The organism is Bacillus paramycoides (genome assembly GCF_001884235.1).
In the GTDB taxonomy this organism is placed as follows: domain Bacteria; phylum Bacillota; class Bacilli; order Bacillales; family Bacillaceae_G; genus Bacillus_A; species Bacillus_A paramycoides.
The window spans coordinates 38,965-65,460 of sequence record NZ_MAOI01000064.1; the positions used below are offsets into that span (position 1 = coordinate 38,965).

The 26,496-nt window shown below is 36.7% G+C and carries 27 protein-coding genes; 19 read left to right on the top strand and 8 right to left on the bottom strand.

Annotation, left to right across the window (positions count from 1 at the left end):
• Window positions 1–10: 10 nt before the first annotated feature.
• The 10 genes from BAU28_RS09350 (at window position 11) to BAU28_RS09400 (ending at window position 11,211) form a co-directional block, all read left to right on the top strand.
• Window positions 11–355 (top strand): thiamine transporter, encoded by a 345-nt coding sequence (locus tag BAU28_RS09350; protein ID WP_071718405.1) that lies wholly within the window; start codon window positions 11–13, stop codon window positions 353–355.
• 41 nt (window positions 356–396) lie between these two features.
• A complete protein-coding gene (locus tag BAU28_RS09355) occupies window positions 397–1,350 on the top strand; it encodes an N-acetylmuramoyl-L-alanine amidase (RefSeq protein WP_071718406.1) in 954 nt (317 codons plus the stop codon).
• A 157-nt stretch (window positions 1,351–1,507) separates the two neighbouring features.
• The gene (locus tag BAU28_RS09360) at window positions 1,508–5,314 is read left to right on the top strand and encodes a DNA translocase FtsK (protein ID WP_071718407.1); all 3,807 of its coding nucleotides are present in this window, start codon (window positions 1,508–1,510) and stop codon (window positions 5,312–5,314) included.
• Window positions 5,315–5,375: 61 nt separating this feature from the next.
• A complete protein-coding gene (locus BAU28_RS09365; RefSeq protein ID WP_002173816.1) occupies window positions 5,376–6,494 on the top strand; it encodes a nicotinate phosphoribosyltransferase in 1,119 nt (372 codons plus the stop codon).
• A gap of 250 nt (window positions 6,495–6,744) precedes the next feature.
• A complete protein-coding gene (gene murC / locus BAU28_RS09370; protein WP_048372078.1) occupies window positions 6,745–8,055 on the top strand; it encodes a UDP-N-acetylmuramate--L-alanine ligase in 1,311 nt (436 codons plus the stop codon).
• 273 nt (window positions 8,056–8,328) lie between these two features.
• A complete protein-coding gene (locus BAU28_RS09380; RefSeq protein ID WP_002173814.1) occupies window positions 8,329–8,742 on the top strand; it encodes a MerR family transcriptional regulator in 414 nt (137 codons plus the stop codon).
• Window positions 8,732–9,637 (top strand): DMT family transporter, encoded by a 906-nt coding sequence (locus tag BAU28_RS09385; RefSeq protein ID WP_071718408.1) that lies wholly within the window; start codon window positions 8,732–8,734, stop codon window positions 9,635–9,637. The genes BAU28_RS09380 and BAU28_RS09385 overlap by 11 nt, the downstream gene beginning before the upstream one ends.
• Window positions 9,638–9,693: 56 nt before the next feature.
• Window positions 9,694–10,242, top strand: coding sequence for a GNAT family N-acetyltransferase (locus tag BAU28_RS09390; RefSeq protein ID WP_071718409.1), 549 nt, complete (start codon window positions 9,694–9,696; stop codon window positions 10,240–10,242).
• Window positions 10,239–10,730 carry a GNAT family N-acetyltransferase gene (locus tag BAU28_RS09395; RefSeq protein WP_071718410.1) on the top strand — a complete coding sequence of 164 codons (492 nt, stop codon included), beginning with the start codon at window positions 10,239–10,241 and terminating at the stop codon, window positions 10,728–10,730. The genes BAU28_RS09390 and BAU28_RS09395 overlap by 4 nt, the downstream gene beginning before the upstream one ends.
• A gap of 76 nt (window positions 10,731–10,806) precedes the next feature.
• Complete coding sequence (locus BAU28_RS09400) at window positions 10,807–11,211, top strand: PH domain-containing protein (RefSeq protein WP_071718411.1); 405 nt, start codon at window positions 10,807–10,809, stop codon at window positions 11,209–11,211.
• A gap of 102 nt (window positions 11,212–11,313) precedes the next feature.
• Here BAU28_RS09400 and BAU28_RS09405 read toward each other — a convergent pair whose 3' ends face one another.
• Window positions 11,314–12,429 carry an aminopeptidase gene (locus tag BAU28_RS09405; protein ID WP_025147634.1) on the bottom strand — a complete coding sequence of 372 codons (1,116 nt, stop codon included), beginning with the start codon at window positions 12,427–12,429 and terminating at the stop codon, window positions 11,314–11,316.
• A gap of 187 nt (window positions 12,430–12,616) precedes the next feature.
• Here BAU28_RS09405 and BAU28_RS09410 point away from each other — a divergent pair, with 187 nt between their 5' ends.
• From BAU28_RS09410 to ccpA, 5 genes are all read left to right on the top strand, one after another.
• Entirely contained in the window at window positions 12,617–13,126 is a 510-nt protein-coding gene (locus BAU28_RS09410; protein WP_002173808.1) for a DUF948 domain-containing protein, read from the top strand.
• A gap of 2 nt (window positions 13,127–13,128) precedes the next feature.
• Window positions 13,129–13,455: a bacillithiol system redox-active protein YtxJ gene (ytxJ, locus tag BAU28_RS09415; RefSeq protein WP_025147632.1), complete on the top strand. Its 327-nt coding sequence runs from the start codon at window positions 13,129–13,131 to the stop codon at window positions 13,453–13,455.
• 111 nt (window positions 13,456–13,566) lie between these two features.
• Complete coding sequence (locus BAU28_RS09420; RefSeq protein ID WP_048372089.1) at window positions 13,567–14,583, top strand: CamS family sex pheromone protein; 1,017 nt, start codon at window positions 13,567–13,569, stop codon at window positions 14,581–14,583.
• A 205-nt stretch (window positions 14,584–14,788) separates the two neighbouring features.
• Window positions 14,789–15,862, top strand: a complete 1,074-nt coding sequence (locus tag BAU28_RS09425; protein ID WP_071718412.1) for a bifunctional 3-deoxy-7-phosphoheptulonate synthase/chorismate mutase — start codon at window positions 14,789–14,791, stop codon at window positions 15,860–15,862.
• 320 nt (window positions 15,863–16,182) lie between these two features.
• Window positions 16,183–17,181, top strand: coding sequence for a catabolite control protein A (gene ccpA / locus BAU28_RS09430; RefSeq protein ID WP_002173804.1), 999 nt, complete (start codon window positions 16,183–16,185; stop codon window positions 17,179–17,181).
• Between the two features lie 34 nt (window positions 17,182–17,215).
• On the opposite strand, the gene BAU28_RS30900 is transcribed toward ccpA, so the two are convergent.
• Window positions 17,216–17,347 carry a hypothetical protein gene (locus tag BAU28_RS30900; protein WP_420271280.1) on the bottom strand — a complete coding sequence of 44 codons (132 nt, stop codon included), beginning with the start codon at window positions 17,345–17,347 and terminating at the stop codon, window positions 17,216–17,218.
• A gap of 146 nt (window positions 17,348–17,493) precedes the next feature.
• Between BAU28_RS30900 and BAU28_RS09440 the strand changes: the two genes are divergently transcribed.
• On the top strand, window positions 17,494–17,766 hold the full coding sequence (locus BAU28_RS09440; RefSeq protein ID WP_071718413.1) for a DUF3917 domain-containing protein: 273 nt from the start codon (window positions 17,494–17,496) through the stop codon (window positions 17,764–17,766).
• A 50-nt stretch (window positions 17,767–17,816) separates the two neighbouring features.
• Here the strand turns inward: BAU28_RS09440 and mscL are convergent, their stop codons facing one another.
• The 3 genes from mscL to BAU28_RS09455 form a co-directional block, all read right to left on the bottom strand.
• The gene (gene mscL, locus BAU28_RS09445) at window positions 17,817–18,221 is read right to left on the bottom strand and encodes a large conductance mechanosensitive channel protein MscL (protein ID WP_071718414.1); all 405 of its coding nucleotides are present in this window, start codon (window positions 18,219–18,221) and stop codon (window positions 17,817–17,819) included.
• Between the two features lie 128 nt (window positions 18,222–18,349).
• Entirely contained in the window at window positions 18,350–19,276 is a 927-nt protein-coding gene (locus BAU28_RS09450; RefSeq protein WP_071718415.1) for a Gfo/Idh/MocA family protein, read from the bottom strand.
• Between the two features lie 91 nt (window positions 19,277–19,367).
• On the bottom strand, window positions 19,368–20,048 hold the full coding sequence (locus tag BAU28_RS09455) for an ankyrin repeat domain-containing protein (RefSeq protein ID WP_071718416.1): 681 nt from the start codon (window positions 20,046–20,048) through the stop codon (window positions 19,368–19,370).
• Between the two features lie 171 nt (window positions 20,049–20,219).
• Here BAU28_RS09455 and BAU28_RS09460 point away from each other — a divergent pair, with 171 nt between their 5' ends.
• The 3 genes from BAU28_RS09460 to BAU28_RS09470 all read left to right on the top strand — a co-directional run bounded on the left by BAU28_RS09460 (window position 20,220) and on the right by BAU28_RS09470 (window position 23,630).
• Complete coding sequence (locus BAU28_RS09460) at window positions 20,220–21,677, top strand: sensor histidine kinase (RefSeq protein ID WP_071718417.1); 1,458 nt, start codon at window positions 20,220–20,222, stop codon at window positions 21,675–21,677.
• Between the two features lies 1 nt (window position 21,678).
• Window positions 21,679–22,368, top strand: coding sequence for a response regulator transcription factor (locus BAU28_RS09465; protein WP_071718418.1), 690 nt, complete (start codon window positions 21,679–21,681; stop codon window positions 22,366–22,368).
• A gap of 176 nt (window positions 22,369–22,544) precedes the next feature.
• Window positions 22,545–23,630 (top strand): hypothetical protein, encoded by a 1,086-nt coding sequence (locus BAU28_RS09470; RefSeq protein ID WP_071718419.1) that lies wholly within the window; start codon window positions 22,545–22,547, stop codon window positions 23,628–23,630.
• A 21-nt stretch (window positions 23,631–23,651) separates the two neighbouring features.
• Here BAU28_RS09470 and BAU28_RS09475 read toward each other — a convergent pair whose 3' ends face one another.
• From BAU28_RS09475 to BAU28_RS09485, 3 genes are all read right to left on the bottom strand, one after another.
• On the bottom strand, window positions 23,652–24,530 hold the full coding sequence (locus tag BAU28_RS09475; RefSeq protein WP_116500345.1) for an alpha/beta fold hydrolase: 879 nt from the start codon (window positions 24,528–24,530) through the stop codon (window positions 23,652–23,654).
• A 143-nt stretch (window positions 24,531–24,673) separates the two neighbouring features.
• The gene (gene acuC / locus BAU28_RS09480) at window positions 24,674–25,840 is read right to left on the bottom strand and encodes an acetoin utilization protein AcuC (protein ID WP_071718421.1); all 1,167 of its coding nucleotides are present in this window, start codon (window positions 25,838–25,840) and stop codon (window positions 24,674–24,676) included.
• A complete protein-coding gene (locus BAU28_RS09485; RefSeq protein WP_025147621.1) occupies window positions 25,837–26,481 on the bottom strand; it encodes an acetoin utilization AcuB family protein in 645 nt (214 codons plus the stop codon). The genes acuC and BAU28_RS09485 overlap by 4 nt, the downstream gene beginning before the upstream one ends.
• Window positions 26,482–26,496: the final 15 nt, after the last annotated feature.

Below are 26,496 nucleotides of genomic sequence, written 5' to 3' on the forward strand. Positions count from 1 at the left end.
GGATAGACGTATGAAACAACAACTAAAAGTAGCAGAACTTCTGAAACGAATTGAAACTTCAAAACAACAAGATATTGAATTGGGGTCCTATGAAATATATGTATTTAGTGAAAATGAATTAGAAGAAGGACAAATTGGTTATCGGTATGATAAACATAAAAATTCATTAATAAGTAAAGAAAGTGGAAAATGGCAAGAAGGATGGATTGTTATTGGATATGAAACGGATATGGGAGATCCTATTTTCGTTAATGTGGATGAGGATACTTATCCAGTTTATACGGTAGAGCGCGGTACAGAAACGTGGCAACCTATTCATATCGGGAATATGGATGAGGTTATAAAAAATCTATAAGAAAATGCTTTGAGTCCGGTGCAAAGTGATAGGGGAGAAAAATGAAGTATATAAAAATAATGTGTGCTATTGCAGTCATTGGAATATATATGGGAGGTTGTTCACAAGAACAACTGCAAAAAGAAGCAACATCTTCTGTACAAGAAAAAAGCAAAGATAACAAGGAAGACGCACCGGTAGAAAAGCAGCAGGAAGAAGAAAAGAGAGAAGAGCCACAATCTATTCAAATGAGTGAACAAGCAGAGCCTAGGCAGGAGGAAGTGCCGGCCCAAGAAAAGAAAGAAGAAGTCCTACCTACGCAGCAAACTGAGCATCCAGCGCAAAATAATGAGGAAAAAGTAGAGAGTAATGAGAAACAAGGAAAGTTTCTCGTTGTAATTGATCCAGGGCATCAACAAAAAGCGAATTTAAATTTAGAACCGATTGGCCCAGGAGCAACTACACAAAAATATAAAGTAACAGACGGAACGACAGGGATTGTAACGAAAAAGAGGGAATCAGTTCTTGTATTAGAAATGGCTTTTATATTGAAAGAAAAACTGGAAGCAAAAGGTATACAAGTATTGATGACGAGAACGTCACATGAGGTTGATATAAGTAATAAGGAACGAGCGACATTCGCGAATGATCATAAGGCGAATTTATTTTTACGTCTTCACGCGGATGGTTCTGAAAATCCAAATCAAAGTGGATTTGCTGTATTGACGCCAGCAGAAGGAAATCAATATACGAAAGAAATCTATGCCGAAAGTCTTCAAATCTCTCAAACAATTGTAAATAAAATGAGGGAAAATCATCAGGTGAAAGTAAATGGAATTAAATTTCGAGATGACCTTTCTGGATTTAATTGGTCGAAAGTGCCTGGAGTACTATTAGAACTCGGATTTATGTCAAACCCAGAAGAAGACAAAAAATTATCTGACCCACAGTATGTAAATTCTTTATTACAAAGCGTGACGGATAGTGTAGATGAATATCGAAAAAATAAAGCTTAAACTGCAGCCTTATATGAAAGGTTGCTTTTTTCTATATGCAAAACACTCGTAAATTAGAATATTATGGATAAATCTAATGTGCTTAATTTTACCTGCACTTTTTGCCGAATGCTGATACAATAAAGGATGTTACTATTTAGTAGAAAGAGTGGTAAGCATGTTAGATTGGATGAAAAAGCTGTTTAACAAAGAGGAAGAAAAAACAGCGATGAATAAAGAAGTACCGGAACAAATTGAAAGTCAGCCGAAAATTCCTCGTGTAAACCACTACACTGAAGCAAGAGAAGCACAAATGGCAAGTCGGAATGCAGGGAAATGCCGTTTTCCATTAATACCAGACAATGGCTTCGATGAGGAGGATGTAAGAGAATTACCCCGCTTTGAAGAACAATCTGTTCAAAGAGGAACATATGAAGAACAACCTACTCAAAGAGGAATAAAAGTGGAAAGAAGCAGACGACCATATGTGGAAAAAGCAGTCCCTACATATGAAGAACCGGAAGTGCAATATGAACAGAAACAAGAGCCTGTCGTAAAAAGAGCATCTGTACCGTCACAAGAAAGTAACCGTAGACCATTTCGTCCAACAGAAATGATTTCTCCGATTTATGGATACAATCGTCCTTCAGTAGAAACGAAGGTTGTACAGGCGGAAGAAGAGGAAAGAGAAGATCTTGAAATATCCGTTGAAGGAAAAGCTGTCGTTGACGCATGGTTAGAGAAAAAGGGATATACATTATCCGACTTTTCGAGGGGTCTACAAGGGAGTTCATCCGTTAAGAACGAAGTGAACGAACGAAGTAATAAAGTAGAAGAAAAATCGGTTGTGGATGCATGGTTAGAGAAAAACGGTTATGAAGTTGAACGTCAAGCCCCTTCATTAGAAGAAAGCCAGAGTGATGATCAGCTTCATAAAACAGTAGGACAGCATATGGAAAAAGAGGCTACAACGGTACAAGCCTTGAAGCAGGAGCAAGATGTAGTGGCGTTATCATCTACAGAAGATAACGAAGAAATTTTACAAGAAGAATCAGTAGGTTCTAAAGTAGAGCACGTGGATTCGATATTAACAGAAGAAAATGAATGTAATACAGAAATAGAAGAAACTGTTGTTGAAGTTGTAGCAAATCAAGTCGAAGAAGAGTCCTTAGAAGATGCAGTGATTGTAAAAGCAGATGAAAAGCTTGAAGAAACGATCATTGTAGAAATACCAGATGCTTCTGAAGCAGAATTGGCAAAATCTAAGGAAGAAGCAGCTGTGGAATTAGAGGAATCTAAAGAAGAAGCCCAGGCTGTGGAATTAGAGGAATCTAAGGAAGAAGCAGAAGTTGTGGAATTAGAGGAATCTAAGGAAGAAGCAGAAGCTATAGAGTTAGAGGAATCTAAGGAAGAAGCAGAAGCCGTGGAATTAGAGGAATCTAAGGAAGAAGCAGAAGCCGTGGAATTAGAGGAATCTAAGGAAGAAGCAGAAGCTATAGAGTTAGAAGAATCTAAGGAAGAAGCAGAAGCTGCGGAATTAGAGGAATCTAAAGAAGAAGCAGAAGCTATGGAGTTAGAGGAATCTAAGGAAGAAGCAGAAGCTGTGGAGTTAGAGGAATCTGAGGAAGAAGTAGCAGCTGCGGAGTTAGAAGAATCTGAGGAAGAAGAACCAGTTACGGAATTCATATTAGAGGAAACTTCTCAAGAAATAGCAATGGAAGAAACGATAAATAAAGAGTTGGTGGACAATACACCAGTTGCAGAGCAACCAGTAATTTCTCAGCAAGAAACAATTGAGTTCAAGGAAGAACGTGAAGTGTTCGTACTAGATTCAGAAGCGGATGAGCAAACAAAGAAAGATGTTCAAAGCTTTGCGAATGTTTTAATTGAAGAAGCTGAGGAAAAGAAACAAGTTGCTGAAGAACAGCCTGCTACACAAACAGAAGAGCCGAAGCGTGAGAAAAAGCGCCATGTCCCATTTAACGTTGTTATGCTAAAACAAGACAGAAAGAAGTTAATGGAAAGACATGCGGCAAGAACGAATGTAACGCAATCTACTTTCGGTGAACGAGTAGCGGAAAAACCAATGCAGCAAGTGGCGGTAGAAGCACAAATGGAAGAAAAGCCAATGCAGCAAGTGGCGGTAGAAGCACAAGTGGAAGAAAAGCCAGTGCAGCAAGTGGCGGTAGAAGCACAAGTGGAAGAAAAGCCAATGCAGCAAGTGGTAGTAGCTGAACAAGTGGAAGAAAAGCCAATGCAGCAAGTGGTAGTAGCTGAACAAGTGGAAGAAAAGCTAGTGCAGCAAGTGGTAGTAGAAGCACAAGTGGAAGAAAAGCCAGTGCAGCAAGTGGTAGTAGAAGCACAAGTGGTAGTAGAAGCACAAGTGGAAGAAAAGCCAATGCAGCAAGTGGCGGTAGAAGCACAAGTGGAAGAAAAGCCAATGCAGCAAGTAGTGGTAGCTGAACAAGTACAAGAGCCAATTTCAAGTACGGAAGTACAAGAGAAAGCATATGTTGTAAATCAAAGAGAGAACGATATGCGCAACGTACTACAGACGCCACCGGAATATGAACTTCCGTCATTAACGTTGTTGTCGATTCCACAGCAGGCAGCGTTAGATAATACAGAGTGGCTAGAAGAACAGGAAGAATTATTAAATACGACATTTAATAATTTCCATGTTGGAGCACATGTTATTAATGTGTCACAAGGGCCGGCAGTAACTCGTTTTGAAGTACAACCAGACCCAGGTGTGAAAGTAAATAAAATTACAAATTTAAGTGATGATATTAAATTAAGTTTAGCTGCGAAAGATATTCGAATTGAAGCGCCAATTCCAGGGAAGAGTGCCATTGGAATTGAAGTTCCGAACAAGGAAAGTAAGCCAGTATTCCTTCGTGAAATTTTAAGGAGTCCTGTATTTACAAAGAGTGAATCACCGCTTACAGTTGCGCTTGGACTTGATATTTCAGGTGATCCAATTGTAACGGATATTCGAAAAATGCCACATGGACTTATTGCAGGCGCAACTGGTTCAGGGAAAAGTGTGTGCATTAACGCAATTTTAACGAGTATTTTATATAAAGCGAAGCCGCATGAAGTGAAGTTGATACTAATTGATCCGAAGATGGTTGAGCTTGCACCATATAATTCTGTTCCACATCTTGTAGCACCTGTTATTACTGACGTAAAAGCAGCTACAGCTGCGTTAAAGTGGGCGGTTGAAGAGATGGAACGCCGTTATGAATTGTTTGCGCATGCTGGTGCTCGTGATTTAACTCGTTACAATACGATTGTAAGTGAGAGAGAAATTCCGGGTGAGACATTACCTTATATTGTTATCGTCATTGACGAGTTAGCGGACTTAATGATGGTTGCCCCTGGTGATGTTGAGGAAGCAATTTGTCGTATTGCACAAAAAGCTCGTGCTTGTGGAATTCATCTATTAGTTGCGACGCAGCGTCCATCTGTAGACGTTATTACAGGTTTAATTAAATCAAACATTCCAACGCGTATCGCATTTACAGTATCGTCTCAAGTTGATTCGCGTACGATTATCGATATTGGGGGCGCGGAGAAATTACTTGGCCGTGGTGATATGCTATTTTTAGGAAACGGCACGTCTAAACCAGTTCGTGTACAAGGCGTATACGTATCGGATGATGAGATTGAAAAAACAGTTGACCATGTGAAAAAGCAAATGAAGCCGAACTACTTATTTAAGCAAGAGGATTTATTAGCAAAATCAGAGCAGAGTGAGTCTGAAGATGAACTATTTTTTGATGCATGTCAATTTGTTGTAGAGCAAGGGGGAGCGTCCACATCTTCTGTACAGAGAAAATTCCGTATCGGTTATAATCGCGCGGCACGTCTAATTGAAGAGATGGAATCGCAAGGGATTATTTCTGAAGCAAGAGGAACGAAACCGAGAGATGTCCTTATTTCCGAGGATGAATTTGCTGCTATGCAGGAAACGAATGTATAGTACGCGGTTTTGCTGTATACTAAGAGAAAATGTTGGATAGTAAAGTAGGGAGTAAAGCGACATGAAAGAAATTGAATTAAAATTAAAAGGTGAAATAAATCGACTAACAAATAAAACATTTAAATTTGATGAACGTGTTGGAGACGGTTGGTTCTCTGCCGTTTACTTTTTAAAAACTAGAGAAATCATTGAAGAATTTCGCCCAAAAAGTGTTGTAACAATGCAATTTTTCCAAAAAGAACATGCAGTTCTTTGCGGAACAGATGAGGTAATTGCATTGCTACAAACATTCGCCAAAAATCCTGAGGAATTAGAAATCCATTCTTTAAAGGATGGCGATAATATTAGTCCATTTGAAACGGTTTTAACAATTCATGGTCCTTATGAATACTTCGGCTTTTTAGAAGGTGTAATTGATGGGATTTTAGCTCGTCGTACATCAGTTGCGACAAACGTATATAACGTTGTCCAAGCTGCACGTAGCGTAGACAAAGAAAAACCGGTTATTTTCATGGGAGATCGTGATGATCATTATACGCAACAAGCTGGTGACGGTTATGCGGCATACATCGGAGGTATGAGCGCACAAGCGACGCATGCAATGAATGAATGGTGGGGCAGAAGTGGTATGGGGACGATGCCTCACGCATTAATTCAAATGTTTAATGGTGATGTTGTTGAAGCTGCAAAAGCATATCATAAAAAATTCCCAGAGGATGAATTAGTCGTATTAATTGATTACAACAATGATGTCATTACAGATGCACTTCGTGTAGCGCGTGAATTTGGATCAATATTAAAAGGTGTACGTGTCGATACGTCTCGTACAATGATTGATCAATACTTCATTCGTCACCCAGAAGTACTTGGAACATTTGATCCTCGTGGTGTAAATCCATCGCTTGTATTTGCACTTCGTAAGGCTCTTGATGAGGAAGGGTTCCAACATGTAGATATCGTTGTAACTGGTGGATTTGATGAGAAGCGTATTCGTGAATTTGAAGCTCAAAATGTTCCTGTCGATATATACGGAGTAGGAAGCAGCTTATTAAAAATGAATATTGGTTTTACTGGTGATAACGTAGAATTAAATGGAAAACCAGAAGCAAAAGCTGGTCGAAAATACCGTCCAAACCCACGTCTAGAGCGTGTTCAATTAGAAACAAAAAAAGATATGTAAAAGCGAGAAAAACTGATAGGTGATTGACCCTATCAGTTTTTCTGTTATCATAGTATAGCGGCTTGTTTTTTGCTATAATAAATGTGTTATGGACATAAAAGAAGTACGTACGAGTTTATCCTGATAGGTGAAGGTAAAAAGAAATTCACTGCATCAGAAATGTATGATGATTACCAAAATAAGAAAAGATTCATATACTGTCTTATAGATAGGCCGTTGTATTAGTTCGAAATGTTGGAGGTTCTTTAAGATGACAGTTTACCATTTTGTAGGAATTAAAGGAACAGGAATGAGTTCATTAGCGCAAATTCTTCATGACATGAAGCATACTGTTCAAGGGTCTGATTATGAAAAGCGTTTCTTTACACAAACAGCATTGGAAAAGCGTGGTATTTCCATCCTTCCTTTTGATAAAAATAATATTAAAGAAGGACAAGTGATTATCGCAGGAAATGCATTTCCAGATACGCATGAAGAAATCGTAGCAGCGAAAGAATTAAATATCCCAGTACACCGTTACCACCATTTTTTAGGTGACCTTATGAACAAATATACAAGTGTTGCTGTAACTGGTGCACATGGAAAAACATCAACAACTGGTTTGTTAGCCCATGTAATGCAAGGTGCACACCCAACATCATACCTTATTGGAGATGGAACTGGGCATGGGGTAGAAAATAGTAAGTATTTTGTATTTGAAGCTTGTGAGTATCGTCGTCATTTCTTGTCTTACTATCCAGACTATGCAATTATGACAAATATCGATTTCGATCATCCAGATTATTTTGCAGACATCAATGATGTATTTAGTGCATTCAAAGAGATGGCATTGCAAGTGAAAAAAGGTATTATTGCATGTGGTGATGATGAAGAACTTCAAAAAATTCAAGCAAAAGTACCTGTTATTTTCTATGGATTTGGAGAAGATAATGATTTCCAAGCACGTAACATCCAAAAGAGAACTGATGGTACTATATTCGATGTATTCGTTCGTAATACGTATTATGACACGTTCAAAATTACAGGATACGGCGATCACAGCGTATTAAATGCATTAGCAGTTATCGCGCTTTGCCATTATGAAAACGTTGATGTAGAAGCAGTAAAACATCAATTAACAACTTTTGAAGGTGTAAAACGTCGCTTTAATGAAAAGCCGATGGGAGAGCAAGTTATCATTGATGACTATGCACACCATCCGACAGAAATTAATGCAACGATTGAAGCAGCTCGTCAAAAACATCCAGAGCGTGAAGTTGTCGCTGTATTCCAGCCACATACATTCTCACGTACAGAGAAATTCTTAGATGAGTTCGCAGAAAGCCTAAGCAAAGCTGACCAAGTATACTTATGTGATATTTTCGGCTCAGCACGTGAAAACAAAGGTGAATTAACAATTGAAGATCTGCAAAAACGTATCGATGGTGCAGAGCTAATTACAGATACAACAACAGAGGTATTAAAGAAACATAAAAACGGCGTTCTTATTTTCATGGGCGCAGGTGACATCCAAAAATTCGAAGCAGCTTACGTAAAAGAAGTTCAAGTTGCAGAGAAGTAAGAAAAAAGACGCATAGCTGAGCTGTGCGTCTTTTTTTGTTGTGTACGATTTTTATCCCGCTATTTGCGAGCAGTAAGACTCCCACCTCAAAATTCGGCTGTAAAGCAAAGGAGTTAGGTGGGAGATCAACTGCCCGTAAAAGCCCGATTGGTGTGGGCTAATAATCAGTGGGGGATGAACAAAACCCCCACTGATTAAAATTTCACTTTATGTATTGACCTAGAGTCAACTCTAGGTTGTAAGATGAAAATGTAAAAACAAGGGGGAGAGAACATGTATAAAATCAGTGAAGTAGCAGAGTTAACGGGGATGGGTATTCACACTTTGCGCTATTATGAGAAATTAGGTTTATTACCACCACCAACGCGAAATAGTGGTATTCGGCAGTATACAGAAGGTGATGTGCGGCTATTAAAATTTTTATATTCATTAAAGCAAACTGGAATGTCATTAGAAGAGATGGCTGAGTTTGCAAGTGATGGATGCATTATAGAGGAAATCAAACAGCGGAAAGAGGAAGTACCTACGAAAGTAAAAAAGAGAATTTCAATTTTAACAACTCACTTAGAGCGGTTAAAAGAACAACAGGAGCAATTGCAAAAAGTAGTTCAGTTAACAGAGGAGAAATTAGAAATTTATTACGGTTTTCTAGAGGGAAAAGACTCGGAGGCCGACAATGAAGAATAAAGTATATGCTCAGTTATTAGGATTTTCCATATTTACTGGTGGGACATTTAATGCTTCGAAATATGCGGTGCAATATTTCGAAGCGATTCATATAGCGGCATGGCGTTTTGGGATTGCTGCACTTGTGATGTTATGTCTTTTAAAAATACGAAAAGATTTTAAAGTGGAAGTATGGAGGCAGAATAGGGTTTATTACCTTTTGCTTGGTATAGTTGGTGTATTCGGTTTTAACTTCTTTTTCTTTTTAGGAATGAAACATACAGAAGCTATTAATGGAGCGCTTATTATGGCGACAAATCCACTTGTTACGACATTATTAGGAAGTGTAATTTTACGAGAGAAAATAGTGAAGCACCAAGCGATTGGAATGTTACTTGCACTACTTGGTGTTGTTTTTGTCCTTACACAAGGTTCGTTTGCAATACTACAAAATTTATCGTTTTCAAAAGGTGATTTATATATTTTATTAGGGAATATTTGCTGGGCACTATACGGCGTATTAAGTAGAAGATTTATTAAGACGGGTAGTCCAATACAAACGACGACATATACGATGACTATTGGGGCACTTGCTCTTATTATGATATCTTTCACGCAAAAGAGTGTAGTACCAGTGTTAGAAATTCCTCTATTAGCTTGGATATCTATCATCTTTATGGCAATTGGAATGAGTGTGCTTGGTTACTTATGGTGGAATAATGGAATCGCTCAAATTGGTGCAGCGAGAACATCTTTATTTTTTAATTTAGTGCCTGTTGTTACTATGATTATTTCTTTTGTAGAAGGAATAAATATAACAGCCGTACAATGTATAGGGATAATATTAGTTATTACGGGAGTAGTGTATTCTTCCGGTTTTATACAAATAAAACCAAAAGAAAGTGTGAATATTTAACATTTTTTATTTAAAGATGTTAGAATAATAAGAAAAATAAAAAGGGGCTAAAAAACATGTTCACACTCAGAGTAGATGACGAAATTGAACTACAATTATTAGAGAAGTATCATAAAGAGGAATTATATCAATTAATAGATCAAAACCGTAACCATTTAAGAAGATGGCTCCCTTGGGTAGATGGGACAAAATCTGCTGATGCTTATGATGAGATTTTTCCGATGTGGTTAAAGAAATTTGCAGAGGGAGACGGTTTTGAAAGTGGTATCCGTTATAAAGGAAAGCTTGTTGGAATGGTAGGCATTCATCCGGTGAGCTGGGGAAAGAAAGCGGCGAGTCTTGGATATTATCTTGCAGAAGATGCTGGCGGAAAAGGTGTTATGACGCTTAGTGTGAAGGCTGTGCTTCATTATGCATTTGAAAATTTGAAACTGAATAAAATTGAAATTCGGTGCGGTGTTGAAAATGCGAAAAGCCGCGCAATTCCAGAACGTTTAGGTTTTAAGTTAGATGGTATTTTAAGAGATGAAGAATGGCTGTATGATCATTTTCAGGATATTGCTGTGTATAGTTTACTAGCTTCGGAATGGAAGGAGATTCGATGAACGAGAAAGTTTTCATTGTGCCATATGAAAGTAAGTTTCAAGATGAAGTAGTAGATCTCATTGTTCATATTCAGCAAAAAGAATACAATGTCCCCATTACGAAAGAAGAGCAGCCTGACTTACTAGAAATAGAAACGTTCTATCAAAGGAATCACGGAAACTTTTGGGTGGCAACTTATGATGGGAAAGTAGTTGGAACGATAGCTTTATTAGATATTGAGAATCATCAAGTAGCGCTAAGGAAAATGTTTGTGAAGAAAGAGTTCCGCGGAAAAGAATGGGGAGTATCACGAATGCTGTTGCAAACAGCGATTTTATGGGCTGAGCATAAAAAGGTAAAAGATATATATTTAGGAACGACAGTGCAATTTTTAGCGGCGCATCGCTTTTATGAGAAGAATGGGTTCCAAAGTGTGAGTATAGAAGAGTTGCCAAAAAGTTTTCCGGTGCTAGAAGTAGATAAGAAATTTTATAGGTACATCGTTTAAAAAGGTCATTCAGAAATGGCCTTTTTTATAAACGAAAATGGGAAATATAGTATAATTTAGGTTAGGTGATGTAGGTATGAACTTTCCGATTCAAAGAAGTAAGTCATCGTTGATTTTCGTTAGTCTCACGTTAGCTTCTATGTTTGTGTATCCACTTGTCATGTTTTTCATAAATAAAGAGCAGTGGATGTCAGTGTTGATTGGGATGGGTGTATGCTTTATTGTAAATGTACCACTCGTTTGGGAGGTGTTTATTAAAAAACATAAAGTAGAAAATGGTGTATTAAAGTACGGTATTTTAAATGATGACATTGTATTAAAAGATGTGAGAATTATCCGTCAGGTCGGAAAGTCTCTTGAAATTACGACGAATACATATAAAGTACATATGATTGCGATGCCACAAGATATGACACAGTTGTTATTGCTTGTTGAAAAAGAGAATCCAAATGTGAAAATAGATATGTCTGGGAAGAAATAACAAATAAGAAAATGAGTTTTAAAGTACCAGAAGATGTGGCTAAAAAATTATTAGCGTATTAATAAAAAAGCGCTCGGATAGAATTCCGGGCGCTTTTTCATGTTATTTTAAGTTCTCCGGGTTTAAAGCTTCTAACTCAGGTACAACGAAGCGTCCGTCTTTACGGATTAATACGTCGTCGAAGTAAATTTCACCGCCGCCGTATTCAGGGCGTTGAATGCATACTAAATCCCAGTGGATGTTAGAATTGTTGCCGTTCCATGCATCATCATAAGCTTGTCCGGGTGTGAAGTGGAAGCTGCCATCGATTTTTTCATCGAATAGAATGTCTCCCATTGGATGTAAAATGTATGGGTTTACACCGATTGCGAACTCACCAACGTAGCGTGCGCCTTCGTCTGTATCGAAGATTTTGTTAATGCGTTCTGAATCGTTTGCAGTTGCTTCAACGATTTGGCCGTTCTCAAACTTAAGTTGTACATTTTCAAATGTATAACCATTATAAGGAGATGGCGTATTGTAAGAAACTGTACCGTTAACAGAATCGCGAACTGGCGCAGAGTATACTTCACCATCTGGGATGTTTAAATGACCTGAACATTTAATAGCTGGAATGTCTTTAATAGAGAATGTTAAGTCAGTTCCAGGTCCAGTTAAGCGAACTTTATCTGTTTTATTCATTAATGCAACAAGGCTATCCATCGCCTTATCCATTTTTCCGTAATCTAAGTTACATACTTCGAAGTAGAAGTCTTCGAAAGCTTCTGTGCTCATTTTAGCAAGCTGTGCCATAGAAGCATTTGGGTAGCGAAGAACAACCCAGCGTGTTTTCGGAACACGAATGTCTCTATGAACTTTTTTACCAACTGTTTGGCCATGAATTTTCATACGTTCACTTGGAACGTCGGCTTGTTCGTTAATATTATCACCAGAGCGAAGGCCGATGTAAGCATCCATATCTTTCATTACGCTCGCTTCATATGTAGCAATTTGTTCGAAATGTTCTTCAGTAGCACCCATTAATAAAGAGCGATCTACTGAGTGGTCTTTTAAAGAAACGAATGGGAAACCACCAGCTGCATATGCTTCTTTTACAAGTGCAGTTACAAGTTCTTTTTGTAAGCCAAAGTTTTCAATTAATACTTTTTCACCTTTTTGTAAGCGAATAGAGTAGTTAATTAAATTGTATGCTAACTTTTCAATGCGTGGATCTTTCATATGTAAAGCCTCCTTACTAATTATATATCCTCTCCTATTGTAACCTACTTAGTGGAATTTGTTGAATGATTTATGTTAAAGTTAACGAATAAGTATGAAAATTCTAATGAAAAGATAGGGATTAGAATGAAACGGAAAATGATTGTATAATAGGAGAAAGTATGAAAAAGATAAAGGAAGTGATGAAATGCAAGTTCTTTTATATGTAAGTGCGGCTATTATTGCAGTTGCTTTCGCTGTATTAGTAGTATATGCATGCAGAACGTTGTTATCGGTTCAGAAGACGTTAGAAAACGTTGCAAGCACGTTAGAAGGTTTAGAAAAGCAAATGCAAGGAATAAGTGTAGAGACGGAGCAATTATTACATAAGACAAATGCGTTAGCTGATGATATTCAACAGAAGTCACAGTCGCTAAATAAAGTAGTAGAAGGTGTGGATGGAATCGGAACGACGATTCACTCTTTAAATACGAAGCTTCGCAATGTGTCAGAGTCTGTTACGGACGAAATTGAAAATAATGCAGATAAAGTAGCACAAGTTGTACAGTGGAGCAGCGCAGCAATTGAAGTATACAACCATTACCGTGCTACGAGACAAGAGAAAAAGATTGAAAAAGAAGAGCGTAAACTAGAGAGAGCTGAGCAGAAGGCTGAAAAGAGAGAGAAACGCTCTAGACTTCGTATGAGAGGTGAGTAATGATGAGTATGATAAAAATTGAAACGATTGAAGAACTTGAAGCGTTAGTAGAAAAGAACGAGCCATATGTTCTTTTTAAACATAGTACAACATGTCCAATTAGCCACGGTGCATATACAGAGTTTCAAGCGTATTGTGGTGAAGAAAGAGAAGTACCAGCGTATTACTTATACGTACAAGATGCGAGAGACGTTTCGAACCATGTTGCAGAGCAGTACAGTATTAAGCATGAATCTCCGCAAGTGTTATACATAAAAGATGGAATGGTAGTATGGCATACATCTCATTGGAATATTAAAAAAGAAGCTTTAGAAGAGAATGTAAAGTAGAGAGGCAAGCGAGAGGCTTGCTTCTTTTTTATTTTGTTGCAATATATTTAGTGGTACACTATAAATACATTAGAACTAAGTAAATTGAATTTTGAAAGTGGGTTTTAAGCAATGAAGAAAATGGCATTATTCTTCACAACCGTAAGTTTATTACTGGGGGCTTGCAGTAATGATACTATTGGTAAGAAGGATGAAGTTGTACAGAAAGATACGAAAGAAAAAAGTATGATTCCAAGAACTGCGGTTTCTAAGGAGTACTATAGAACTGTTATTCCTTTAAAGGAACAAAAAGTAATTAATACAGTTAATGTTACAACGAATTCTAAACTAGATTTAGCAGAATATGAAAGTGGTTTAATGAATATTGCTTCAAAACAATTCGATACAGAAAATTACGTATTACAATTAAATCAGTATATTCCAGAGAAAACTATTGATGAATTAGTTACGAAACAAGAAGTACCGGTTGTGACTAATATTATAGAACAGGACTATTTCGGCAAACAAAATTCAAACGAACTAAGCTTGTCTGGTGTAGTTATTGGTTTAGCTATGTCTTCAAATGTATCTAATGAGGAAGCTATTTCTAAAGGTACTGAAGTCGCTAAGAAGCTTATAGAAGCTATTAATAAAAATGATAAATATAACAAATCTCCAATTACGTTTGCTATATTTAAGCAAGAAAGTACAAGTTCTTTAAAGAATGGTACTTATATTTCTAGCGCTTCTGTTCAAAAGAACGATACAAATCTTGGGAATTGGGAAGCTATTGATGAAAAGTCGTATTCGTATCCTTCTCAAGAATTTGAGGGAGCACATGGAGAAGATAATAAAAAGCTAAATGATTTTTCTAAAGCGATAAAGGAATTTTCTAAAGGAGATTATATTCCAGTTAATGCTAAGATTTCATATAAGCAAAATCGTATGGATAAATTAAATCTGGATATTGTCGTTAAATACAATGGTAAATCAGAATTAATGGGGCTCTCTCAAATTGCTGTTCAAAGTATGTTAGAACAATTGCCTAAAGATGCTAAAGTACAATTACAAATCAAGTCCGAGAGTAAAATCGAGGCTGTTATTATAAAAGAGAAGGACAGCGATAAGCCGTTTGTTTCTTTCCTATAATAAAAAAAGACAGTTTAAATACTGTCTTTTTTTTCATTGCAAACTACTATATTTGCATGAAATTCTCATGTATTCTTTCTATCTGTTCACTACGTCACTCTTTGTTGTATATCGTGTGACAACTGCATATGTATCAGCTATAATAAGTTATCTTAAAAAAATTAATGACTGTAACATATAGAATTTTGAAAAAGGTGGCTTTCTTATGGCATCACAAGAATTGGATCGTTTACGTTCTGGAATCGATCAACTCAATCTACAAATATTAGAATTACTAAGTGAAAGAGGCCGTCTCGTGCAAGAGGTTGGGAATTTAAAAGAAGTACAAGGTGTGAAACGTTTTGATCCTGTACGTGAAAGAAATATGCTTAATTTAATTGCAGAAAAGAATGATGGTCCATTTGAAACATCAACTTTACAACATATTTTCAAACAAATTTTCCAAGCTGGTTTAGAGTTACAAGAAGACGATCATCGTAAGGCGCTACTTGTTTCTCGTAAGAAAAAAACAGAAGATACAATTGTCGAAATTAATGGTGAAAAAATTGGCGATGGTAATCAGCATTTTATTATGGGGCCATGTGCTGTGGAAAGTTATGAACAAGTACGCCAAGTTGCAGAAGCGATGAAAGAGCAAGGGTTGAAATTAATGCGCGGTGGTGCTTTCAAGCCTCGTACATCTCCATACGATTTTCAAGGTCTTGGATTAGAAGGCTTGCAAATTTTACGCCAAGTTGCAGATGAATATGATTTAGCTGTTATTAGTGAAATTTTAAATCCAAATGATATTGAAATGGCATTAGATTACGTTGATGTTATTCAAATTGGTGCTCGCAATATGCAAAACTTCGAACTGCTAAAAGCGGCTGGTGCTGTAAATAAACCGGTATTATTAAAGCGTGGTTTATCAGCAACAATCGAAGAATTTATTAATGCGGCAGAATATATCATGGCAGAGGGTAATGGCAATATCATTTTATGTGAACGTGGTATTCGCACATATGAAAGAGCAACGCGTAATACGCTTGATATTTCCGCTGTGCCGATTTTAAAGAAAGAAACGCATTTACCTGTCGTTGTCGATGTTACGCATTCTACAGGGCGTCGTGACCTTCTATTACCAGCTGCAAAAGCGGCGATGGCAATTGGTGCGGATGCGATTATGGCAGAAGTACACCCGGATCCTGCTGTTGCTTTATCAGATGCAGCACAGCAAATGGATATTCCGGAATTCAATGAGTTTATGAAAGAATTAAAAGCATTTGGAAGTAAATTGTAAAAACTTTTAAAGAGGCGGTCCAAAAGGACATTTTGGAACAGCCTTCTCTTATTTTATAAGTTTTTACTTATGGGACATCTCCTTTTTACAAAAATTGCCCTTTTTTGCATAAAAAATACGAAAATACGAGGAAAGAAGCGAATTTTTTCGAAACTTTTGCGGGAAAATATTGTATGAGCCTGCGTTTTTATCGTATCATTAGTAAAAGGAAGAACTCGGGACGATTGTTGGCATCTGCAAATAGAGTTGATGTCTTTTTTTCATTCAAGTGAACCGATACATAAAAATAGATAACATAAATAGAAGGAGTGTGCGAAGAGATGAACGTAACAATCTATGATGTAGCGCGTGAAGCGAATGTTTCAATGGCTACTGTATCACGTGTTGTGAACGGTAACCCAAATGTAAAGCCTACAACAAGAAAGAAAGTATTAGAAGCAATTGATCGTTTAGGATACCGCCCAAATGCGGTTGCACGTGGACTAGCAAGTAAGAAGACAACTACAGTGGGTGTTATTATCCCTGATATCTCAAATACGTTTTATGCAGAACTTGCTCGTGGAATTGAAGATATCGCAACAATGTACAAATATAACATCATTTTAAGTAACTCTGACCAAAACAAAGAGAAAGAGTTCCACTTATTAAATACGATGCTTGGGAAACAAGTGGACGGGATTGTTTTCATGGGTGAAGATATTACAGATACTCACGTTGAAGAGTTCAAAAAATCTCCAGTACCAATTGTATTAGCAGCGTCATTTGATGAGCAAAATGAAACGTCATCAGTAAATATTGATTATACACAAGCAGCTTACGATGCAATGAAGCATTTTATTGAGCGAGGACATAAACGTATCGGTTTCGTCTCTGGTCCTTTCATTGATAAAGCGGGAAGCGCGAAGAAGTTACAAGGTTATAAAAAAGCTTTAGAAGAAGCAGGTATTTCATATGATGAAAATCTTGTAATCGATGGAGATTACACATATGATTCAGGTCTAGAAGCGTTTGAAAAGCTTTGGAGCATTGATGAAAAACCAACAGCAATTTTCGTATCTTCTGATGAAATGGCACTAGGTGTAATCCACGCAGCACAAGACGCTGGATTAAACGTACCAACTGATATCGAAGTGCTTGGTTTTGACAACACTCGCCTTGCCTTAATGGTACGTCCACAGCTTTCAACAGTTGTACAACCAATGTATGATATCGGTGCAGTAGCAATGCGTCTACTAACAAAATATATGAACAAAGAAAAAGTGGAAGATCACACAGTTATCTTACCTCACCGTATCCAATTTAGAGATTCAACGAAGTAAGCATAAAAGAGCTCACAGCGATAGCTGTGAGCTTTTATTCATATTCAGGATAATATTGTTCACCTACTGTATCTACATGTTCATGTTTCTTAACGTGTAAAAATCTTGCATATAATTCTTTTCCTGTCTCAAATGGTGTTTCATTTAATTCGAACACATGTAACACTTTTTGAAACCTCCTTAGTTTATGTTGGAAGACATTTGCTATAGATGGGGTTATTCCTTGTTATATGTCACATAAGTGCAAATTTAACTATTATAGGGCAATGTCATGTATAATAGAAAGAAAAGGTTTGTGAGGGGGGAGAAGAGATGATCGTTCTTTGGATAATTACGCTTTGCATGACTGCTATTTTTGCATATATAACGTTAAAACAAAATGGCTTAAAGCGATTTGTTCCAGGAAGTATTCTTGCAGGAATTGCCCTTATCACGTATGTAATTTCTATTTTTACTGAAAGTATTTCGATAGATTTAAGTACGAGTTTAATGTTTATCGGTATTACACTATTTGCAGGTAGCATTATGGTACTTATGGTTGCAGGTATTATTATATTTATTCATATGAATTCGGAAACGTTATAACATATAAAAAAAGGCATGCCCCGAAAGGGGCATGCCTTTTATCCGTTCAATTATGCTCTATCTTTAGAAGAGTTTTGTTGTTTTAGTAAGTCGCGAATTTCGCCAAGAAGAGCTTCTTCTTTTGTTGGTTCTGGAATTTCTTCCTCTTCCTCTTTTTCATCATCTTTTTTAGATGTTAGAGTGTTGAAAACTTTAACAAACATAAAGATAGAAGCTGCAATAATTAAGAAGTCAAAAATTGTTTGGATGAAGTTACCGTACATAATAGATGATTTACCAAATGTAAGTTTTAAATCTGTAAAGTCAACGCCACCTAGCACCATACCAAGTAATGGTGTAATGATATCTTTTACTAAAGAACTAACGATTTTACCGAATGCAGCACCGATTACAACCCCGACAGCTAAATCAACGACATTCCCTTTGAAAGCGAATTTTTTAAATTCATTCCACATGTGTTATTCCCATCCTTTCCACGATTCAATATGAAATTTATAATTCCTATCAACATATTCTATAGAAACTTTTGATAGAAATAAAGGGGAAATGGGAATGAAAGTAAATTCTGAAAAATGTATCCGTTTTAATTTTTCCTTGCAGCGTGCATTAGAGATTGTAGCATTTGTTGAGATTTTAACCCCTCTAATCCATCTACAAGTGGTTTCGTATCTCCATGTACACATTCGATGAAATGATGAACAGCATCTTCAAAGCCGCGTTGTTTTAACGTCGTTTCCCATGAGGGTGAACCACTTTGTGAAACGGAGTTTTCCTGCTCAATTTCAAATGTGTTCATATTTTTTACGCGAATGATTTTACCTGTCGTCACAAGTTCAATTTGTTCTAAATTTGTACCGGCATGGCGGTGCATCGCTGTAGAAAGTAGCAGTCCATTTGCAGTTGTATATGTATGATGTCCGTAAAGAAGTTCATTCTTTTCATTTATTTGCATCATATTGTGAACGACGTTAAGGTCATCATCAGCTAGCCAGCGAGCAGTATCTACAATATGTAAGTAATCATCTAACATTGTAAAGTCATACGTATATGGCCCGACTTTATTTGTGCGGTGCTTTTCAATCCGAATCCATGAAATATCAGTAGCCTGCTCTTTTGCAGCGACATACATAGGAACGAAGCGACGATTAAATCCAACCATTAATTTCCGATTGTACTTTTCACTCATTTCGACTAGCTTTTCAGCTTGTTCAGTAGTAGCCGCTAACGGTTTATCTACATAAATATCGATTCCTTTTTCGAGAAGTTTAGAAACAATTTCATAATGTGTAGCAGTTGAACTATGAACGAAGATTGCATCACATTCTGAAGCTAACGTTTCAATAGAATGGAAGTCTTGAATACGATATTGCAGGCAAATTTGTTTTCTTTTCTCTGCGTTAGGTGTAAACGCCCCTACAAAATTCCAATTTGTTTCTTTTGTAAGTGTTGGGAGGTAGGCTTTCTGTGCAATATTTCCAAGACCAATCATTCCGATTCGAGGTTTGTTCATTTTTATTCCCACCCTATTAGCAATATTTAATTGACGGGTTAAATGTAGCATAGGGCGTGGGAGGAAGGCAAAAAGTAGGATTTTTAATTTTTTACTTATCCCCCTCTAACAAAATCTTCTCTATCTCTTCAAAGTTATGAGCACGAGCATGTTGCAGCGGGGTAACACCATCATTGTCGGGAATATTTACATCTGCACCGTGTTCAATAAGTAGGCGAATGACTTGTTGTTGTGTTTCATCACCATTACTTAGTACGATGGCTTCCATTAAAGCGGTCCATCCGAGATTATTTACATGGTTAACATCGATATTTGTTCGAGCGAGGAGTTCTTGTATAACATCGAGATAACCGTGCTCTGAGGCTGGGATAAGAGCTGTTCCGCCGTAACGATTCGTAAGTGATGGATCCGCACCAGCATCAATCGTTAGTTTTAAAATGTCTAAGTAACCTTCCGCACCGGCGTATAGAAATGGGTTGTTTTTCATATCATCTTGTATATTTACGTCAGCGCCAGCATCGATAAGGGCTTTTGCGGTTTTTATATCATTTTTGTATGTAGCAATCATAAGAGGAGTACGTCCTTTACCGTCAGTTATATTTATATTTGCCCCTTTTTTTAGTAATGCTATAACAGTGTTAGTTTCTTTTTTCTCAGTAGCTGATAGTAGTGCTGTCCCCATGTTTGTCATCTCCTTTTTCACTTCTTGTTCTTGCGAGCAGCTTTGTAAAAAAATTACGCAACATATCATGCTTAATGTTTTTTTAAATATAGAATTTCAACCTCCTTTTGTAAGCAGTGCGGCCTCTTAATTTAAACTGTAAAATAGGAACATTAAATTTTTATAAACTGGTGCTAAAATTACTATAAAATCGCTTGAGTATTTGAACATATATTTTTATGCTTATGAATAATAAGGATGGATAAAGTGAGGATGTAAATTATGTCTATTAAAACGAGGTTTTTATTTTCTTATATTGCCGTTATTCTCGTTTCCATTACGCTCATATTAGTCGCGGGATTTTTAATTGTTTTTTCGATAACGGGTGACTTGGAATCAGTGAAAAATTTTTATAAAAGTTCTTACATTCAAAAACCATTAACGGCAGAGGAGGAAAATGCTTTTCTTGAATTGAAATTAGCGGCAAAGCAGCACCAATCTCAACTATTAGATGAATCGTTCGTGTCATCTATTGAAAAAGAAGGTGTGAAAATAGTTGTAAGAAAGGGAGAAAACATTTCATATGCTTCAAAAGTATTTGAAAGCGTAGCTTTAAAAGAAGCTCTTCCAAAATTTGAATCAGCAAATATTAATAGTCGTGGTACAACGGAACTAAATGATACATTTTACCGATATGTAAAATTCGATTTTTATTTTTCGCCGAATGAAGAAGGGAGTATATTTGTACTAAAAAAGCAAAGTTCTTTTGTAGATCTGACACAAAAATTATTTCCGATTTTATTTGTAGCGTTATTACTTTTAGCTATCTTACTCATTGGACTATTAAGTTATTTCGTCTCAAGAAGTGTAATAAAACCAATCTTTATATTGAAAGATGCGACAGAGAGAATTAAAGAAGGAAATTTAGATTTTCAAATTCCAGTTACGTCACATGATGAGATAGGTCAATTAAATCAAGGATTTGAGGAAATGAGGAAGAAGTTAAAAGAATCGATTGAAGTACAAACGCAGTATGAAGAAAATCGAAAAGAACTCATTTCAAACATCTCTCATGATTTAAAAACACCGATTACATCTATAATAGGGTATGTTGAAGGAATAAAAGATGGGGTAGCAAATACGCCGGAAAAAATGGATAAGTATTTAACAACTATCCATACGAAAGCAAAACATATGGACACACTCATTGACGAACTATTTTTGTTTTCGAAGTTGGATTTGAACCGAGTTCCATTTCAATTTGAAACGATAGAATTAAATATGTTTATGCAAGACTTAATAGAAGAGATGCAGATGGATTTAAGTGAAGAGGGTATAGCTGTATACTTACAGTTACTACATGCATCACCACTATATGTAACAGCGGATCGTGAAAAAATAAAGAGAGTTATATCGAATTTAATTCATAATAGTGTGAAGTACATGGATAAAGGTGAGAAAAAAATTACCGTTACAGCATCAAGTAATGAAAACAAAGTTATCGTGAAAGTGAAGGATAATGGATCAGGAATAGAATCTGATACACTTCCGTATATTTTTGAGAGATTTTATCGAGCGGAGCAATCACGAAATTCTAGCACAGGTGGAAGTGGGCTTGGTTTAGCGATAGCGAAGCAAATTGTTGAAGAACATGGTGGGGAAATTTGGGCAGAAAGTAAGCTTGGAGAAAGCACAAGTATTTTCTTCTCGCTGCAAAAAGTACAGGAATGTGGTGAATGAATTGAAGAGAGTTTTACTAATTGAAGATGAAGTAAGTATTGCAGAATTACAGCGAGATTATTTAGAAATTCACGATTTTCAAGTTGATGTAGAGCATTCTGGAGAAACAGGCTTACAAATGGCTTTGCAGGAAGATTATGATTTAATTATTTTAGATATTATGCTTCCGAAGATGAATGGCTTCGAAATTTGCAAACAAATACGTGCTATAAAAGACATTCCTATTTTACTTGTTTCAGCAAAGAAAGAAGATATAGATAAAATTCGCGGACTCGGATTAGGTGCGGATGATTATATAACGAAACCATTTAGTCCAAGTGAGTTAGTTGCAAGAGTTAAAGCACATATTTCTCGTTATGAAAGATTATCAGGAAATATAAATAAGCAACGTGATACGTTATACATTCACGGAATTTCTATAGATCAGCGAGCGAGGAAAGTTTCTATCAATAATGAAGAAGTTGCGTTTACAACGAAGGAATTTGATTTATTAACATTTTTTGTAATGCATCCAAATCAAGTGTTAAATAAAGAACAGTTATTTGAACGTATTTGGGGATTAGATTCAGCTGGTGATTTAGCAACAGTTGTTGTTCATATTAGAAAGTTACGTGAAAAAATTGAAAGAGATCCTGCTCATCCGCAATATATTGAAACAGTGTGGGGAGCTGGTTATCGTTTTAACGTGTAGTGAACCTGTCGAATTGTTGACAGGTTTTTTTTATTAGAAAAAATGAGATTAAAAATATATTATCTTTATTTTATCTTTTTTTAATAATTTATTTATAGGCAATTTATACCCGCTATTTATTATTAATATCACAGGAAGCAATGAAAATATTGATCATAAATTTGGAGGGTATAGAGATGAAAAAAATGAAATTTTTAGTACCAGCAGTAATTGGATTTACAGTGCTTGTAACGGGATGCGCGCAAGGTGAAACGAAGGCGGAATCAAAACAAGCAACGAAGCAAGAGGCAAAGAAAGAGAAGAAAAAACAACAAGCCCAAATTACGAAACTAGAGCCATTAAACGCAATGACATTACAATTAACGTTTTCTAAACCTTTATCAGAAGAGGAAGTGAAATTAGAAAACTTAGATGCAATTAAGAAAAACTTCGTGTTTAGTAATGGCCTGGAAATTGTGAATGTACCGAGACTAAAAACAGGGGCAACGAGTACATATATCGTACCTGTAATGGTGCAAAAACCAGGTGAAAAATATACGTTAAGTTATAAGGGTGGAAAAAAGGAAAAATTTGAAGGAAGTTCGGAAAAGATTAATGTCCGCCAAGCGAAGCAAGTGACAAATGATACGTTTGAAATTGAATCATTTTTAGAAGATGGTGTGACGGATTATGCAAATGTTATTGAAGCGTATAAAGCAGGAAGAGGTAATCAAGCCTTCCAATTAGATGATGAAAATAAAGATAAAGACGGTAAAAAATATCAAATAATTTCTTCACTTCGTGATAGAAAACTAACGATTACAGCAAGTTCAGGTGAAAAAATTGAAGTTGGATATGTTCCGTTTACACAAGCTGCAGATGGTAGACAAGCACCTAAATTCCGATTACCTGCGGGTCAAACGTTGAAACCAGGAACAGAGTACACAATTACATCTGATTGGGCAACAGTTAAAAATCCGAAATTTACTGCTTCGTCTATCGCTCCGTTAGTAATTCAAAGTGCAGAAGCAATAGATAATAAATCCATTCAAGTTACATTAGACAAAGATCCGAGCATGGAACTTTTTGCTGGTAGAAAAGTAGAATTACAAAGTGAAGACGGAAATAAAATAGAAGCACAATATCGTTTTAGCTCTCGAAAAGGTGCAGTAGGAATCTTTGATTTACAAAACGGCGCAACTCTGCAACAAGGGATGAAGTATACAGTTGTACCAATGGGAGGCTGGGCGACTGGCGAACAAGTTACATTTGTAGGGAAATAAAATATGAAAAAAGTAGCAGGTTTAGTACCTGCTACTTTTTTGGTGTAACGATTTATAAAACTCTTGAATAGTAGAAGTAAACTTAGTGACTTCTTCTAAAAAAGGATAATGATTACTATGCTCAAATGGAACGAAGATAGAATTAGGCATACCCTCATGCATCTCGATAGAGTATTGAATAGGACACTGCGCATCGTGCCTTCCGCAAACAATAAGCGTCTTTGTTTGGATAGAAGGTAGGTACTCTCTCAAATCAAATGAAGGATATTCTTGAGAGAAAGCATTCATCCGGCTGGCGGACATTGTTTTTTGGATTGGTTTACAAAAATAAGAGTTATAGTTTTCGGGTTTGTATAAAGATAATTTTGTTCGTTTAGTAGATAATTCTTTTCTTTCTTCATTTGTAAGATGGGGGCTTTTTAAGTTCTCGATAAGCTCTTGCATATAATGAAACTGTGGGTGTGCTGGGTGATAAATACAAAATGATGTTTCGGTATAGTTACTGGCTGAAGCTCCAACGATAACTAATGATTGCAAGGAATTTGGGTATGTAATCGCGTATAGAAGTCCAAGCATACCGCCTGTTGAATGACCAGCGAAATGCCATATAGGAAGTTGTAAAGCTTCTTTTATCGCTTCTAAGTCATGAATTGTTTCGATCATACTTAATTCGTTTTCTGACTGTGCTTTTACAGAGTGACCGACGTCTCGTAAATTAATGAGGAATACACGATGTGTAGAAGTGAAAACATCTGCAAAGTAATCGCCAGTTTCATTAAATTGTGAATAGTGATGTGTAATGCAAAGTGGTTCACCATTTCCTTTTATAAAGAGTTCGAATGTACCGCGTTTTGTATTGATTATTTGTTGTTTCCACATAATATCACTACCTTTTCTCATTAGAGGTGGGATAGTCCGTTAGTAAACGAAAATATATCATCGATTTTTAGGATATATCGATTTACCGACAGTAATCGACAATAAGACAATAATAGTAACGCATATTAAGAGGAGGCTGTTTAAAAACGAGCCTCCTTTCTGTTTTAATACAAAGATTTTTTCATATTATTCCGAATAATTTCAAGGGATTTCGCTACAGTTAATGCGTTTTTTTCTTCAATTTCAAGTTTCCGAGGGATAGGTTTATACATGTTGTCTGGATCTTCCCATGTGAGGGGAAGTTCAGTTTCTGCTTGTCCTTTCCAAGCATCAATCCATTCTGGAGGGAGATAACCTGAGATGTTTTGGATGTTGTTCATTTCGAGCCAAATGAGTGCCCAAGCTCTTGGTACGACGCGCCATAAGTCGTAGCCACCGCCGCCGACAGCAATCCAGCGACCGTCGCAATATTCATTAGCAATTTCACGAGCGAGCTTCGGTATTTCGCGATAAATGTTCATCGTTGCGCAAAGGTGTGTAAGTGGATCGTAATAATGTGCATCGGCTCCGTTTTGCGTTAAAATAATATCCGGTTTAAAGTATGCTGCAACTTCTTTTACAACAGTTCGATATGATTCTAGAAAGGATTTATCTTCCGTAAAGGCATCGAGCGGAACGTTAAAAGAGTAACTATAGCCATTTCCTTGTCCACGTTCATTCACAGCACCAGTTCCAGGAAATAAATAACGCCCAGTTTCATGTAATGAAATGGTGCATACGTTAGGGTCGTCGTAAAATGACCATTGTACACCATCACCGTGATGAGCATCTGTATCAATATATAAAACGCGTAAACCGTATTTCTTCTGAATATATTTCATTGCGATAGAGCTATCGTTATAAATGCAAAAGCCAGATGCTTTGCCGCGAAAGCCATGATGTAAGCCGCCGCCTAAATTAAGTGCATGTTTCACTTTTCCGGAAAGAACAGCATCTACAGCTGTTAACGTACCGCCAACGAGTAATGCGCTTGCTTCATGCATATTTGGGAACATCGGTGTATCTTCTGTTCCGAGCCCATATGTCATAGCAATTGATTTTTCTAACTTTCCTTCTCCAGCAAGTTTTACCGCATTTATGTACTCTTCTGTATGAATGAATGCAATTTCCTCATCTGTAGCCATTCTTGGTGGAATGACTTGAGAAGGGGAGATAAAACCACTTTTTTGTAATAAATCGTACGTAAGTGTGACGCGCAGTTGGTTAAAAGGATGTTCAGGGCTAAAAGAATAGCCCCGAAAGTCATCCGAATAAATGAAGGCGCTATTCATGCTTGCATCCCCATTATGTTCGGCCATAAAACGCGATAGCCTTCTGTTTCAAGTGCTTCAATCACCCTTAAAGGATTCATCGTTTGAATGCGGAAAACAAGTACTTTATCATTCTCATCTTTTGCTGGATAGACGAGAACGCTCACAATATTGATTTGTAAATCGCTAAAAATAGCAACTACCTTTCCGAGAATACCAGGTTCATTCTTCACTTGAATTTCAATTTGCGAACTAGGCTGATGTGCCCCTGTTAATTTCACTAATGTGTGTAGTACTGTAGATTCGGAAATAATTCCTACTAGCTTTCCAGCCTTTGTAACAGGGAGACAGCCAATTTTATTTTCAAAAAATAAAGTAGCAATTTCCTCAACGAAATCAAGAGGATGGCAAGTCATGACAGGGTGTTTCATAATAAGTTCGAGCGGTTGTTTCAGCATATCGAGTGAAACTTGTTCATCAAGAATTGATGGACTTGCATCTCTTACATCTCGATCAGAAATAATACCTACAACGTGATTATTTTGATCGACAATTGGAATGTGCCGAATACCTTTCGTACGTATAGTTCGGATTGCTGTTTCGATTGTATCATCTGGATGCAATGTTACTACATTTTGATTCATAATTTCTTCTACAATCATTCCAGTTGCCCCCTT